The 13,690-nt window shown below is 44.4% G+C and carries 15 protein-coding genes; 5 read left to right on the top strand and 10 right to left on the bottom strand.

From position 1 onward, the window contains the following. The 7 genes from SIB41_RS05710 to SIB41_RS05680 all read right to left on the bottom strand — a co-directional run bounded on the left by SIB41_RS05710 (position 1) and on the right by SIB41_RS05680 (position 6,038). Positions 1 to 984, bottom strand: coding sequence for a pyruvate dehydrogenase complex E1 component subunit beta (locus SIB41_RS05710; RefSeq protein ID WP_011129997.1), 984 nt, complete (start codon positions 982 to 984; stop codon positions 1 to 3). Positions 985 to 1,187: 203 nt separating this feature from the next. Then, positions 1,188 to 1,541, bottom strand: coding sequence for a DUF3082 domain-containing protein (locus SIB41_RS05705; protein ID WP_011129998.1), 354 nt, complete (start codon positions 1,539 to 1,541; stop codon positions 1,188 to 1,190). Next, positions 1,538 to 2,497 carry a 4-(cytidine 5'-diphospho)-2-C-methyl-D-erythritol kinase gene (gene ispE, locus SIB41_RS05700; RefSeq protein ID WP_413361144.1) on the bottom strand — a complete coding sequence of 320 codons (960 nt, stop codon included), beginning with the start codon at positions 2,495 to 2,497 and terminating at the stop codon, positions 1,538 to 1,540. Before ispE ends, SIB41_RS05705 begins: the two co-directional genes overlap by 4 nt. Next, positions 2,494 to 3,336 carry a 16S rRNA (adenine(1518)-N(6)/adenine(1519)-N(6))-dimethyltransferase RsmA gene (gene rsmA, locus SIB41_RS05695; RefSeq protein WP_413361142.1) on the bottom strand — a complete coding sequence of 281 codons (843 nt, stop codon included), beginning with the start codon at positions 3,334 to 3,336 and terminating at the stop codon, positions 2,494 to 2,496. The genes ispE and rsmA overlap by 4 nt, the downstream gene beginning before the upstream one ends. Positions 3,337 to 3,646: 310 nt before the next feature. Beyond that, positions 3,647 to 3,901, bottom strand: coding sequence for a hypothetical protein (locus tag SIB41_RS05690; protein WP_413361140.1), 255 nt, complete (start codon positions 3,899 to 3,901; stop codon positions 3,647 to 3,649). A 149-nt stretch (positions 3,902 to 4,050) separates the two neighbouring features. After that, positions 4,051 to 5,406, bottom strand: a complete 1,356-nt coding sequence (gene gdhA, locus SIB41_RS05685; protein WP_413361138.1) for an NADP-specific glutamate dehydrogenase — start codon at positions 5,404 to 5,406, stop codon at positions 4,051 to 4,053. A gap of 251 nt (positions 5,407 to 5,657) precedes the next feature. After that, positions 5,658 to 6,038 carry a YraN family protein gene (locus SIB41_RS05680; RefSeq protein ID WP_413361136.1) on the bottom strand — a complete coding sequence of 127 codons (381 nt, stop codon included), beginning with the start codon at positions 6,036 to 6,038 and terminating at the stop codon, positions 5,658 to 5,660. 584 nt (positions 6,039 to 6,622) lie between these two features. Here SIB41_RS05680 and SIB41_RS05675 point away from each other — a divergent pair. The 4 genes from SIB41_RS05675 to SIB41_RS05660 all read left to right on the top strand — a co-directional run bounded on the left by SIB41_RS05675 (position 6,623) and on the right by SIB41_RS05660 (position 9,251). Then, a complete protein-coding gene (locus SIB41_RS05675; protein WP_413361134.1) occupies positions 6,623 to 7,612 on the top strand; it encodes a DMT family transporter in 990 nt (329 codons plus the stop codon). Positions 7,613 to 7,844: 232 nt separating this feature from the next. After that, positions 7,845 to 8,321 carry a pentapeptide repeat-containing protein gene (locus SIB41_RS05670; RefSeq protein ID WP_063407051.1) on the top strand — a complete coding sequence of 159 codons (477 nt, stop codon included), beginning with the start codon at positions 7,845 to 7,847 and terminating at the stop codon, positions 8,319 to 8,321. A gap of 22 nt (positions 8,322 to 8,343) precedes the next feature. Beyond that, positions 8,344 to 8,781: a hypothetical protein gene (locus SIB41_RS05665; protein ID WP_413361132.1), complete on the top strand. Its 438-nt coding sequence runs from the start codon at positions 8,344 to 8,346 to the stop codon at positions 8,779 to 8,781. Positions 8,782 to 9,050: 269 nt separating this feature from the next. Further along, positions 9,051 to 9,251 (top strand): hypothetical protein, encoded by a 201-nt coding sequence (locus SIB41_RS05660; RefSeq protein ID WP_413361130.1) that lies wholly within the window; start codon positions 9,051 to 9,053, stop codon positions 9,249 to 9,251. 735 nt (positions 9,252 to 9,986) lie between these two features. On the opposite strand, the gene SIB41_RS05655 is transcribed toward SIB41_RS05660, so the two are convergent. Beyond that, complete coding sequence (locus tag SIB41_RS05655) at positions 9,987 to 10,340, bottom strand: rhodanese-like domain-containing protein (RefSeq protein ID WP_413361424.1); 354 nt, start codon at positions 10,338 to 10,340, stop codon at positions 9,987 to 9,989. A gap of 532 nt (positions 10,341 to 10,872) precedes the next feature. On the opposite strand from SIB41_RS05655, the gene SIB41_RS05650 reads away from it, so the two are divergent. Continuing rightward, entirely contained in the window at positions 10,873 to 11,247 is a 375-nt protein-coding gene (locus SIB41_RS05650; RefSeq protein ID WP_413361128.1) for a DoxX family protein, read from the top strand. A 545-nt stretch (positions 11,248 to 11,792) separates the two neighbouring features. Here SIB41_RS05650 and SIB41_RS05645 read toward each other — a convergent pair. Both SIB41_RS05645 and SIB41_RS05640 read right to left on the bottom strand, forming a co-directional pair. Then, positions 11,793 to 12,593 (bottom strand): gonadotropin-releasing hormone-like protein, encoded by an 801-nt coding sequence (locus SIB41_RS05645; RefSeq protein ID WP_413361126.1) that lies wholly within the window; start codon positions 12,591 to 12,593, stop codon positions 11,793 to 11,795. A 719-nt stretch (positions 12,594 to 13,312) separates the two neighbouring features. Further along, positions 13,313 to 13,534 (bottom strand): hypothetical protein, encoded by a 222-nt coding sequence (locus tag SIB41_RS05640; protein WP_413361123.1) that lies wholly within the window; start codon positions 13,532 to 13,534, stop codon positions 13,313 to 13,315. Positions 13,535 to 13,690 lie beyond the last annotated feature (156 nt).

Below are 13,690 nucleotides of genomic sequence, written 5' to 3'. Positions count from 1 at the left end.
TCAAAGCCCCTTAAGAACAATCTGCTTAGCCGCTTCAACAATCTGATGAGGCTGAATGATCGTGAAATTCTCCAATTTGCCGTTATATGGAGTGGGAATGTCCTGACTGGAGAGGCGAATTGGGCGAGCATCGAGTTCGTCAAAACACTGCTCAGTAATCAGCGCAATCAACTCAGCACCAATCCCACCAGTTTTCATACACTCTTCAACCACAATCACCCGATGGGTTTTACGGATGGAGCGAACAATGGTCTCCATATCGAAGGGCTTGAGACTAATCAAATCGATCAATTCCACATCGATGCCGTCTGCCTCCAACTGTTCAACAGCCTTGAGACAGTGATGACGCATACGGGAATAGGTGAGAATCGTGACGTCTTTACCCTCACGAACCAGATCTGCTTGATCTAGGGCACAGACATAATCACCGTCTGGGAGCTCCTCAATCAGGTTGTAGAGCAGCACATGCTCGAAAAAGAGAACTGGATTGTTGTCTCGGATCGCGGCTTTCATCAAGCCCTTGGCATTGGTTGGCGTGCTGCAAGCAACGATCTTGATCCCAGGCACAGCGTGAAAATAGGCCTCAAGTCGCTGACTATGTTCAGCACCGAGTTGGCGCCCCACACCACCAGGCCCACGCACCACGGTGGGAATTGTGAAATTTCCGCCACTGGTGTAACGAAGCATTCCCATGTTGTTGGAGATCTGGTTGAAAGCAAGCAGCAGAAAACCCATGTTCATGCCCTCCACAATCGGGCGTAGGCCAGTCATGGCGGCGCCAACGGCCATACCCGTAAAACTGTTCTCGGCAATCGGTGTATCCAACACCCGCAACTCGCCATATTTCTCGTAGAGATCTTTGGTGACCTTGTAGGAGCCGCCGTATTGGCCGACGTCCTCTCCCATCACACAAACATGCGAATCTCTGGCCATCTCTTCATCGATGGCATCTCGAAGAGCATTAAAGAGAAGCGTCCCTGACACGTTTTCGTTGCAATCCCGGCCATGCCGGTGGAAGAGGCCAAGCTATCTCAGCCTGAGCAGCATTAGCCTCCTGCGGCAAATGCTGAAAGCAGCAAAACGGACAGCAACAGACCAGGAGAGAGCAACAGCACCAACTGACCAAGATCGTGAGGCGTCATCTGTAGAAGTCCTGAATCGGCAATCAGGCTGTCAACCCACAAAAGCTAGGCAGCATCTGGCTCCTTGCCAGCAAACAAACTGCGAATAAACACAAGGGTTAGTCCAAAACCAATGAAGGCAAAGCTGAATGTGGCTAGAAAACACATGCCGATGATCAGGGTTTTAAACCCCGAAGCAATGCTTTGGGCAATCGCAGAGCTGTAATTAGGCGAATGAAGAGCGAAATAAGTCACTGTCTTCTGGCTCAAAATCAGGCAAAGCCAGGCAAAAAGTCCACTGGTGATCGCCCCAGAAAGAAAACTGAGCGGGCCCTTACGTGGTGTCGCAGGCGTCTCTGCCAAGGTGTTGGATGACTCTGCATCTGCCTTCTCGAAAGAGCTGTTTTTGGAATCGCTCATGCTTCCAGTTTGATGCCTTCACAGCGGAACGCGCAGCACCAACTGCTTAAACCAGCTGCGGCGAAGGCAGGCTGTTGGAGCTGAAGTGCAGCCTGAGCTGAAGCAACGTCAGTAAAAAGGGCAAAACAGCTTGGACCAGATCCACTCATCGATACTGCAAGAGAACCAGGCAAATCAGTGAGCAACTTCAATGTGGTTTGCACAGCCGAAACTTCGGGTGCAACAACCTCCTGAAGGTCGTTGCGCAGAGGTGGCGGATCATCAGCCCGTAAAGGATTCAGCCAAGAAGATTCTCTGAGCTGCTGACGACGTTGCTCAAAATCAGATTCCTTTGAAAGATAACGACTACTGAAAAGTTCCTTACAGCGTCCATAAGCCCAGGGGGTTGAAACGCTCACTGATGGATCCTTCACCAACACCACGGCCATTGATGCTTTCATCGCTTGTAGCGATTCCAACCTTTCCCCACGGCCGAAACACAATTGGCTTCCACCTGCCAGGCAAAAGGGCATGTCGGAGCCAAGCTCAGCCGCAAAACCTTCAAGTTGACCCTGAGAAAAATTGAGATTCCAGAGACCGTTTAACCCCACCAGTGTTGCTGCACCATCACTTGAGCCGCCCGCAAGACCAGCTCCAATTGGGATGCGTTTTTGCAATTCAATCGCGGCACCAAGGTCAGAGAACCCTGAGCGCTCGCGTAATAAATGCGCAGCTCGCACGATCAAATTGTCGCCAGCAGTGCTGAGGCTGGAATCATCGCAGCGAAGGCTGATGCTGCCATCAGCGGTATTGCGGAAATGAAGTTGATCAGCGAGTTCGATGCTCTGCATCACCATCGCTAGCTCATGAAAACCATCAGACCTCAGGCCAAGCACCTCAAGATGGAGATTGATCTTGGCTGGCGCCGAGACGCTAACCAGATGCTCTGAAGCAGCTGAAGGGTTAGATATGCTCATGGCTCAGGGTCTACTAGATCCGCCCGATTCAAACCCCTCGCCAATTCCACCCAAGTGGCAGGGGACAGTTCTTGGGGGCGTTGCTGAAGGCTGATGCCAAGATCATCAGCAAGAGCATTCAGTTCAGCAGCAGGAAGAACCTTGGCAAGAGTGTTGCGCAGCATCTTGCGCCTGGCCAAAAAAGCCTGACGCAGCAAAGACTCAACACGTTTGGCGAGCAGTGGCTCAAGGCGCTGTTCAGGAGCAAGAGGTTCAATCAAGATGACCTCAGAATGAACTTTCGGCGGCGGTTTAAAAGAGCGCGGCGGCACTGGGCAAACAGTTGTGCAACGAGCGAGCAACTGCAGGCGCACGCTTAGAGCACTAAAACAGCTCTGCCCGGGCAAGGCACGAATCCGTTGAGCGACTTCCTTTTGCAAAAGAAGCACAAGGCGTTGATAGGGATGATTAACAGGTCGATCCAAGCGACCGAGAAGACGCTCAAGCAGAGGACCGGTGATGTTATAGGGAATATTGGCCACCACTTTGGTCGCAGCACGGCCATCAGCAAGAGTCAATGGAACAGACAACACATCACCTTCTTGCAAGCTGAAGCGGGCTTGATCCGCAAAACGCTGCTTCAACCCAGAGACCAGATCGCGATCAAGTTCAACAGCATGAACAGCAGAGGCAGAAGAGGCCAGCAACCTTTCAGTGAGTGCTCCACGACCAGCACCTACCTCCAGCAGACGATCATCTGGTTGAATATCAGCTGCATCGAGAATCTGAGTCAACACAGCGGCATCGATTAGCCAGTGTTGAGCAAAGCGCTTGCGAGCGTGATGTCCGGAAAAGGCCATCCCTCAACTTTGCACCAATCGGTATAGAGGGCGGCGCAATTGATTGAAGATCAAAAAAAGCTGCAGACAAAACTCGGAGTCAAACTCGCTGTTCCAATCAAAAGCGGCGATAGATCCCTGATTGTTCCAAGTCTGCGCACTGCATGGATTCTTGATTGGCATCAAAACAACTCAGCTCAAACAATTGGCTTCATCTATAGACCGACAACACCCTTTCCTGCTCATCCCACCAAGACGATCAAAATGGAGTGCTTTTGGAATCCGGGCTCGATTACACCACTAACAACATTGGCTCCACATGATTCAAGGTCTATGCACGTGGTGGCGTTGAAATCTGGGATTCATCCAACCGAAATATCGATTGGAGAGCTTCTGCTGGTTTTACCGTCCAATTCTGATTCAAGCTAAAAAAATCAACACAACCCTGTTGATCCATTGAGTTGCTTTTATTAGCAGCATCAATGTCAAGGTCGTCAATTTGAATCCAATCGAGTGTGTTTCGATATTGACGGTCACATCTAATAACGACTTCAAGGAAATCTGTATTTTTATTGGTTTTTTGCAATCTATGCAGGCACAACGAAAAAGAGAGATCATTAAAGTTCTATCATCATCATCAACCCGATACACAGAGTGTAAAAATCATGAAACTTTGCTTGTCCCTTTTGATTCGACCTCAGCCGAACATAATCATATGTATTCACTGATATAAAATCAAACAATTCCATAAGCCAGCATTGCATCAGCAACTTTCGTAAATCCTGCAATATTGGCTCCTGTAATGTAATCAGTGTAGTCTTCGTATTTATGACTATGCTGAACACATTTGGAGTGAATTTCCAACATAATTGACTTTAAGCGTTGATCGACCTCTTCACGACTCCAAGATAGACGCAATGCATTCTGACTCTGCTCAAGGCCAGAGACTGCGACACCCCCAGCATTTGCAGCCTTGGCAGGAGCAAGTATTACTTTTGCATGACGAAATTCATGAATGCCGTCAAGATTGGTTGGCATGTTCGCACCTTCAACAACTGCTTTGACACCATTGTTGATCAGTTCCTGTGAATCTGCACGGTTAATCTCATTTTGAGTAGCACAAGGGAAGGCAATATCACAGGGAACATTCCATGGACGCTTTCCTGCGTAAAAATCAACGCCTTTGTAGTGGTTAGCAAATTCATGGATTCGCCCACGGCGAACAGTCTTTAGCTCTTTGACAAACGCAAGCATCTCGAGATTAATGCCGTTTGGGACGTGTACAAAACCATCTGAGTCAGAAAGAGTAACAACTTTGGCTCCTAGTTCAATGGCCTTTTCAACTGCGTAGAGGGCTACGTTTCCAGAACCGGAGATGGAACATATTTTGTCAACGAGAGAGTCCTCTATATGATTGAGCATATTTTCACAGAAATAAGCACATCCGTAACCCGTCGCTTCAGTACGAACAAGACTTCCACCGAATGACAGCCCCTTGCCAGTCAAGATTCCACTAAACCGATTTTCAAGGCGCTTGTACTGACCGAACATATAACTAATTTCACGAGAACCGACTCCGATATCACCAGCAGGTACATCTGTGTCTTCACCAATATGTCTATGAAGTTCAATCATCAGAGATTGACAAAATCGCATTATCTCTCGGTCACTTTTACCTTTAGGATTAAAGTTAGATCCACCCTTCCCTCCACCCATCGGCAGACCAGTAAGACTGTTTTTAAAGGTCTGTTCAAAACCTAAAAATTTCAGTACACTCAAGGTGACATTGGGATGGAAACGTATTCCACCTTTATAAGGGCCAATGGAATTATTAAACTGTACACGCCATGCTCGATTTGTGCGGATATTGCCTGAATCATCTTCCCAGCAGACTCGGAAGATGACGACGCGGTCAGGTTCCGTCATCCGCTCCAGAATCTGTGCATCTTTGTAAACACGGTTGGAAAGAATAAAAGGAATTAGAGTTTCAACAACTTCATGGACGGCTTGATGAAACTCAGGCTCTCCAGGATTTCTCTTCATCAGACCTTTCATGAAATGATCTATCTCATGGCTAGTAGCATCAGACATCAGCTGTCCTTTCTCAAGAAGTCATTTAGTATGATTTCATGGCAAGCGCCTAAAGTGACTTTAATACAGAATATTATCCAGATTAGCTTAAAAGTATGACCAAGGCATTCTCAGGAATCATGAAAAACTTGGCAATAAACAGACAACAGCTTGATCCAGTTTTATGATGCATTTTATCCGCATAGCAAACAGTTGAGGAAGTTAAGGAACTGTCAGCAATCTGTCTTCAAGAGATGAAGAATACAGTTGCTTTAGTCAGCAGCATCAATGTCAAGGTCGTCAATTCGAATCCAATTGAGTGTGTTTTGACTCGGCGGTAAGGGCACCAATGCCAACACCAACTCCAAGCTGTGTTCAGCGAAGTAAGGATGAGTTGCCAGCCAACATCCAATCGCACGCATCAATCGCAGTTGCTTTCCTTTGTTAAAGGCACACAATCCCCAATGATCTAATCCACGAGAACGACGAGACTTTACTTCCACAACCAGCAGCCGTTGCTGCTTCTCAACCACAAGATCTAACTCGCCATAGCGACATGACCAACGTTGGCTCACCAACTGCCATCCGCGTCTTTGTAGGAGGCGTAACACCCGCTCTTCGCCCCAACACCCCTTCCCGGTTGAATCCATCATTTGCTGCTGCATTCACATGAGAATTCCACCCATGCATCGATGCTGTACCAACACACAAAGCAGCATGTATGAATTCAACGCGAAAAGTTCAAGAGAATGATGCCCCAATTATTGCTTATTAAAGTGATAGGTAGAATCATTACTTTACAGCTAAACTCAATATGACAGGCAAGACTAGTGATTTTTTATTGCTGACAAGGTTTAGATTGTGCTTTATTTAAAATCTATTCAATCCACTTTTTGATTCGCCGGGAGATTGCCTTGTTTGATAGAATTGCATCTTTGAGACTATTTGAAAAAAAATATTTATCAGAGAATTGATTGAACGATTTGTTTTTGAAGAGTTATCTCCATTTGGGGATTTCTAAATTGAAGCGATTGAGGAATTTTGCTGGCAGCAGTTCGAGTTAAGTCCTAATGCAAAGCAACATGAATGAACCTCAATGCTAAATTTGTAAATAAGATAAGTTGAATAACGGTATTCTTATGCTTGTTGTTATTACAAGCTTTGGCTAATAAGCAAATGGTTTGCAGATGACCCTATTGATCATGCTCAAGTGATTGAGCTAAGAAGCCTTAAGCAGATGAACTGGGATGCTTATTATGGCAGTAGAATGATAAAATATATAGAGAGAAATTCGATGGGACAGACAAATCAAATCCAGGGATCTCGATTTCGATATGTACTTCTCATCTTAATTGCTCTAATCTGGGGATCTCAGTTCTTACTTAATGATCTTGCTCTAGAAGTCTTCACTCCTCAAGCAGTTTCATGGCTTAGAGCGACGATTGGCTTCCTAACACTGAGTGGATTCTTGTTGATCTTGCCTGAAGCTCATGATAATCCGGTTTCAAAGATAAGTTATTGGCGTCAAATCATTATGATTGGCTTCTTTGAAGCAACTCTTCCTTTCTTCCTTGTTGTCTGGGGTCAGCAACATGTCAACAGTGCTATTGCCGCGATCCTGATGTCACTCGTAGCAATCTTTACTCTTATTTTAGTTGTTGTTTTTGTTCGCAGTGAGCCAGTTACGAGAGGAAAGTTTATTGGTATTGCCCTTGGTTTTGCAGGTGTTGTTGTGTTGTTATGGCCTCAGGTTGGCCAGTCTCAACAAGGCAACAGCCTACTTGGAAGTGCAGCAATTTTAACCGCTGCACTCAGCTTTTCCATTAGTCTTGTATTGATTAGAACCCTGTCAGAGATGGGTACTCCGATAAAAATAGCAAGAGATATACTCCTTTGTGGTGCCATCGAGTTAGGAGCTTTACTGCTTTTGCTTGGCCAACCTTTGACACATCACCCTATAGAGAGTAATGCGGTACTAGCAATGGTTGCTCAGGGTGCTTTTGCTGGAGGTCTGGTTTATGTGTTGTATGTTCGTCTTGTTGGTCTTGCTGGAGCTACATTTGCCGGCTTCGTTAACTATCTAGTTCCTTTAGTAGGAGTTTTTCTAGGGGTTGTTTTCCTGCAGAATAAGCTTTCAGCAAGTGCCTATGCTTCTCTGTTGATTCTAGCGCTTGCAGTCTTTGCGAGTGAGTGGAAGCCAACCCGTAAATTAGTAGGTAGGCAATAATCTCAATAGTAAATCCTTAAACAGTCTTTTATTTTTTTGGTATTGGCTATAGGATTTATTTTATTCGATTAACCTGATAAATTATCTACTTGGATGATTCATGGGTAAATGTTGATAGCACTCGTAGAAGCTTTTATGGGGATGCGGATGCGTAGCTCAGCAAATTTCTTTCTCAAGAGCCATCATTCCTCTACCTATGGACCTATGGTTTAACTATTTAACCCCTAACCCAATGTTCGCTCGACTACTTGGCTTTTCTGCTGCTGCCCTTCTACTTCTATTGCCATTGCAACCCAGTTGGGCAATCATGAATCATTCCCAACAGGTGTTGGTCAATGCAGATTTCTCGAACCAAGATCTGCGAGGTGACACATTTAATCTTGCCAACCTGCGAGAGGCCAATCTATCTGGGAGTGATTTAGAAGGATCCACCCTTTTTGGAGCCAAGCTTCACGATGCCAACCTCAGCAACACCAACTTGCGAGACTCCACACTTGATTCCGCCATATTTGATGGAACTGATCTCACCAATGCAGTGCTTGAGGACGCCTTCGCCTTCAACACCCGCTTCAAAAACGTGACCATTACAGGTGCCGACTTCACCAATGTGCCCCTGCGAGGCGATGCTCTCACAACGCTTTGTGAGGTGGCGGAGGGAACCAACCCGATCACAGGTCGCAATACGGCAGACAGCCTGGGCTGCAGCTAAATACTCCACGCCAACCACTCCGATGAGTTTTGATCCCCGCAGTCTTGAACGTCTACGTGAACTGGGTCGCCAGTTACCCCGGCCCTTGCCAACACCAGTTGCTTCAAGTACAGCAGAGCCTCGAGCAAGCAAACGTCGTCATCGCATCGAAACCGAAGACGATCCCCAGGCCCTCTTCCAGGAATTGATGCAGGTGAGCCCTGATGGCACAGTTCCTCCTCACTTGATGGCCCGCCTTAAGGCCGCCGAAGCCAAACGTCAGACTCAGGAGTCGGCTGAAGGAGTCCGCCAACAACAAGGCGAAATGAACCCCCTCGACAGATCCTCCTCCGCCAGAAAAGGTATAACGACCGTTGCCAAGACACCCCCGCTGAAGCCTGGCAGCACAGAGGAGAGTCTTTATGTTGCTTTCGGGCAGCTGCTTCTCGAAGACGAAGACGAAGACGAAGACGAGATTTGATCGTCTTAGAACTAAATCCGGCTTGATCAAGTCCCGTGAAGAAAGTGCTTAGCCTGCATATCTTTTCTTAAGACAATGATCGATGCAAAGGGCATCTTCAAAGAGGGCTTAGGTAAAAGTCTCATTAACGAGAGAAGGCAACATTCAACGATAGAACCCTTCATCTGAAGGGTTGATCTAGAGCAGAAAAGGGTTTAGATCTAAATTGTTAACTCCAGAACCTTTGCTTTGAGATTTTCTTTTACCTCTTTTCATTTGAACCCTAACCGATGAAGTCAAAGACTGGTTTGATTGTTTTCGTTTCCACTGGATTGTTTCGTGTCGTTCTTGATGCAGTTTTAGCGGTAACAGCAATTCCATCAATGCGGATGTCCCTAGCAACCCCCGTAAAGAAACAATTTGAACTCACTACAGGCCAAAGGGAGTTTTTCGGCAGTTTGATTAAGAATTGGAATCAAGACTCATTCTAGTTTATTTAAGTCTTTCAGCTGCTTCCATCGTCAAAGCAATAACACTTGCCTGTGGAGATGCCAATCTGAAAGGCGGTCACCTTTTGCCGTTGCTGTTAATGCTAGGCAAGCAGACAATGCAATAGATCGATTTGAAAGCCCATTCACTAATAATAATGTCGCTGCATGATGTTGATGACTAAGTTCCTAAAACTATGATCTTAGCCTATAAAGATTATAGAGGGCAGGAAGATTTTCTTTGAATCACTAATGACAAATTGTTTATGTGATAAATCAATAATTTCTTGTGCAGACATGCCAAGAATGATTCAACCTATCGTTTTCTAAGGCTCTTCATTTAGATATAATCCTTTCAGTCTCTTCTACCTAAGTCTTTATGAATAGGTCGGATCCTTTTTATATCCCCAATCTTGTTCAATCAACCGCTTCACCCGCAAATTAGACTTCTCTTTGAGCTCAAAAATGGTTTTTCCATCCTGATTGTCAATTTGAGATGGTCTTCACCTGCCAACATTTGCAATTGATGACTGCCCATCTTTCTAGATGAGCTATTATAATTTTTCGTCTTTTTGCATGGCTATTCCTAGCATAGATAGTGATCAGACCGGTTTTTAACTTTTCAACATCTGTACAGATCGAGTAAGCTGATAATTCTTTAGTTAATTCCTAGGTTCGAATAAATGTCAGCGTAGTTCTATATCAATCACGAGCTTTGCATTTGTTTTGAACCCTTGCTTAATAGCGGGGCACGCTTGAGTCGACATTGATGCTCCACGCGTCGATTCCGCCTTCTAGATTCCAGACCTGATAACTAATCTCCTGCTCTAAAAGCCAGGTGCCGAAGTTCCAACTGCGTATGCCAGCATGGCAAATCAAGACGACAGGACGGTCGTTTGGTAATAGTTGAGGCAGAGTTTCGATCCAATCAGAAGATCGACTCAGCGGTAAATGCAGTACATCGGCTGGGAATGGGGCTAACTCAAGCTCCTGGTCTTCTCTCACATCCACACAGATTGGTAGAGAGGAGGAGTCGCTCAACCAGCGATGCAGATCCTTTGCAGAAATAGGGGTTGGAGTGGGCTGATTCATTGTTAAATGATTGGCTTCGATGTGAGTTTCGTTCATCTCGTTCCACTTTGATCGCCATTGGTACGGATGATCCTTTATTGCAGTTTGATGTAATGCAATCACTATTAATCTGCCTTACCAAGGTTTACCACTGAGACCATGGCCAACCCTTAAAGGGAATCACATCAGTGTCTCACAGTCAAGTCTAAGAAGATCATATTCATGACATTACTGTGCCTCTTAGCAGCCTGTAGGTTGTTCATCTTTTGCTGAAGAGTACTCCTTCCACTGCTCTTGCTGCTATCAGACCATTGTAATTGCAGAGATTGGATCTAGTGGGTGCTTCATCCAAGCCTTTAGCTGTCTCTGATGACCAAACGCGTTGAGTGATCAAATCAGTAGACGCGTCTAGTCTTGAACTCGCTCATGTTCATTGCAGATAGCTCTCAATCCATCAGGATTGCTTTCATGAATGCCTTTTTGTAAGGAATCCACACCAATTAGGCCAGTACAACATCATTCGTAGATAATTAGCAAAGAACCAATCAGACCAATGCCTCAACCACATGTATGGAAGTTAGTTGATTTCATCGGCAGGCTTTGTTTATCCGCTGTTTTTGTTGTCGCAGTTCCGTCAAAGATTACCAAGTTCTCATCAGTAGTTGAAGTAATCTCAGGGCAAGGGATCCCTGAATCATTAGCACCCTTCTTGTTGTTGGCAGCAATTGCCTGCCTTATTGTTGGCTCAGTACTTCTTCTATTTGGCCAGAGTCAAAAACTTGGAGCATCACTATTACTTATTTTTCTTGTGCCTACGACAGTCATCTTCCATGCATTCCCCTTTCAGCCTAAAGCACTATTTATGAATCTTGGTTTAATTGGTGGCCTTGCTCTGGCCTTGACCAGACCAAAATTCATCGAAAGATAATTTTGCTGATGAACATTAAAGTATGGCTTTTTTGTTGTTCATCTATTATTCATATTAATAACTCTTTTTTATCTGGTCAGGTTAAATAAAAGCTTATATAGCTTTGCTGAATAGAAACTATCCAATAGCTTTAACGACAACATCAGTCTGCCTTATTAGCAGCTCTATGCTTAAAAGTCTTAAGCATTTAATTTTTAATTTAAAGGTGTCTTGTTCTGCCTGATGATCAACTCTGTCACAGCAAGTTCAGGTACTATAAACATGAATCTCTTAATATTAATCTTATTCTTATTCCCGTCTAATTTAGCAGGCGAGATCTGTTTTGTTTATTCAAAAGGCTTGTTTTAATGGTAAGACTACATATTGAAACCATATGCCAATCCTTTCTTTGTTGACCCATTCTTTATTTTGGCATGATGATCTTCACTTTTAACCACTCTTTTAGGTTTTCAGTAATGCTTCGTGGTTTTGATCCCTGCTTTTTTATTGACTTGATATCATGATAAATACTAATGCTTTTGATTTAGTTTGCCAGATCAGTCGAATCAACCTAGTACAGGACCTGAATTAGAATCCAGGTAGTCTGCCTGACCACTATCTAAATAAGGCTTGACGGTGTTATTAAAATGATCTTCGCTACAAGTAAGCATGATCAATCCGTTGCTTATTTCCCAATCCCAGTGTTGTTCTTTTTCTTGCTTGGCAAATTCTAAATTTCTTATTGTTAAAGGTAATGAGGATGTGATTAGTCTGATGCCCTCATTCTCTTGTTCTTCAATCACGTCATTACATTCTTCTTTTAGAAAAGCATGCCATTGCTTTGCAATCGCTTCTAATTCCTTATTATTAGAGTTTTCAGAAAGCCACTGCCTATTGAAATCAATCGCGCCAATATCTCCTCTACTATCCTCAAGAATAGATCTCAAGAGGTAGTCTTTATTTCGGTCAAAAAGTTCTATTTTCTGGCCATTCGACAACAGCAGTAGTTGTGCTGGAGGGGGAGATTTATACGCTCTGCCAATAGAAGGAAGGTCAAGTCCACCGATCCTTACCAGCACATCATCCCAACAATAATTTAACCAACGATCAACCCAGAAAATCTTATAAGAGATTAATTGTTGTTGACTAAGTCTGAAGTGGTCAAACAGGAAGTCTTCTTGCTTCATGATGCTTGCTGTCATAGGTGCCTTTTGGCTTGACAATAGATTACAGCTTCTACCACTGATGTTGAGAAAATGTTTGAGAACTATGTGAATGGCCTTGTTTGTAAATACTTCTATTACCATTAGTTTTATTATCTTTATGCAGGCAATTAATTTGCTCGATGCTGATTCTAACCAGTTCATCGCCTATCGATATCAATATTACTCTTATCAAGCGAAAATAAGAATAACTAGTTTAGAGACAGTTGAATCATTCATGTTAATCTTTATCCAATGGTCTATTGAGCTTTATTGATATCAGGGGTTTATGCCCAAATGTCTGTTTTTTAAAACTGTATTGGTGCATCAATTCTTCATGAATCTATTCCATAAGTGTTGCTAAGGATTGGCTCCTTTTATTTTTAAATCTAATTGGATTTATTTGCTACTTGCTTTGAACTCTACTCCCTGTAATTTTTTTTTGCTTAAGATGAATCCTTTGTAATCATCTCAATAACCAATCGCTAATTCAAATTAATTGCCGTCCACTCTTCATATCGCTTATGTACTTTGCCTTGAATATTGTACCGAGGATGCTTCCATGTGCTAGGCAGCTTATGACACGAAGGTCTTCCCATATTGCATCTGTCTACAGTTAGATCCATATCTAAACCAATATAATTATTAAGAATAATGCCTGCAGAGATGGCTTTCAGTTGATAAAGGCTTAGTTCTTGATCGTGGCGTTCCATGGACATTGTTTTACTCTGGTTGAGAAGGTTGTTTGCCTTCGATGCATTTAGCTTCTCGCTGATCACTCGCTCTGGAGGTGATCTCGTTCAAATGAAAGTGTGACCTAGCTCATCGATCTCTAACTCCAGGGAATACTCCGCTTGCGAATGGAGAGCGCTTGATGTGGCTGTCTACTTCCTTTCCTTCTTTGCCAGTTGTTTCTTTCGCCATTTCCTCCAGGGAGGGACTGTGTGATCACAAGCGACCCACCAGATTAAAAAAACAGGCAAAAACCAGCCACTGCTGCCTCCGGCGAGCATCACCCAGATCCCATTTGCAAATAAAGGCCAAGCCAACCATTGTGACCACTCCTTCGCATAGAGCTCCTGCCACTGCACCCAGAGCTTTCTCACCCTTCTCCCCGTAGACGATATCGACCTTTTAGCAAACCATTAGATGCTGTTCTGACTTGTCCTAATCGATTGCGCCACTGCCGGCCTTCTATGCGCTGCTTCGCTCTGCGGGATTGCGCCTGAAGCACTTCAAGTAACATTCTCTTCTGGGGATCT

Origin of the sequence: Prochlorococcus sp. MIT 1201 (assembly GCF_047303415.1) — a bacterium.
Classification (GTDB): domain Bacteria; phylum Cyanobacteriota; class Cyanobacteriia; order PCC-6307; family Cyanobiaceae; genus Prochlorococcus; species Prochlorococcus marinus_D.
Note: the sequence above shows the minus strand (reverse complement) of the source record. Positions and strands in the feature narration are given on the sequence as shown.

Coding starts and splice junctions, on each gene's coding strand:
- SIB41_RS05705 (WP_011129998.1), bottom strand. CDS start 1,541: ATGAGCGATTCCAAAAACAGCTCTTTCGAGAAGGCAGATGCAGAGTCA.
- ispE (WP_413361144.1), bottom strand. CDS start 2,497: ATGAGCATATCTAACCCTTCAGCTGCTTCAGAGCATCTGGTTAGCGTC.
- rsmA (WP_413361142.1), bottom strand. CDS start 3,336: ATGGCCTTTTCCGGACATCACGCTCGCAAGCGCTTTGCTCAACACTGG.
- gdhA (WP_413361138.1), bottom strand. CDS start 5,406: ATGTCTGATGCTACTAGCCATGAGATAGATCATTTCATGAAAGGTCTG.
- SIB41_RS05680 (WP_413361136.1), bottom strand. CDS start 6,038: ATGATGGATTCAACCGGGAAGGGGTGTTGGGGCGAAGAGCGGGTGTTA.
- SIB41_RS05675 (WP_413361134.1), top strand. CDS start 6,623: ATGAACTGGGATGCTTATTATGGCAGTAGAATGATAAAATATATAGAG.
- SIB41_RS05670 (WP_063407051.1), top strand. CDS start 7,845: ATGTTCGCTCGACTACTTGGCTTTTCTGCTGCTGCCCTTCTACTTCTA.
- SIB41_RS05665 (WP_413361132.1), top strand. CDS start 8,344: ATGAGTTTTGATCCCCGCAGTCTTGAACGTCTACGTGAACTGGGTCGC.
- SIB41_RS05660 (WP_413361130.1), top strand. CDS start 9,051: ATGAAGTCAAAGACTGGTTTGATTGTTTTCGTTTCCACTGGATTGTTT.
- SIB41_RS05655 (WP_413361424.1), bottom strand. CDS start 10,340: ATGAATCAGCCCACTCCAACCCCTATTTCTGCAAAGGATCTGCATCGC.
- SIB41_RS05650 (WP_413361128.1), top strand. CDS start 10,873: ATGCCTCAACCACATGTATGGAAGTTAGTTGATTTCATCGGCAGGCTT.
- SIB41_RS05645 (WP_413361126.1), bottom strand. CDS start 12,593: ATGAACTGGTTAGAATCAGCATCGAGCAAATTAATTGCCTGCATAAAG.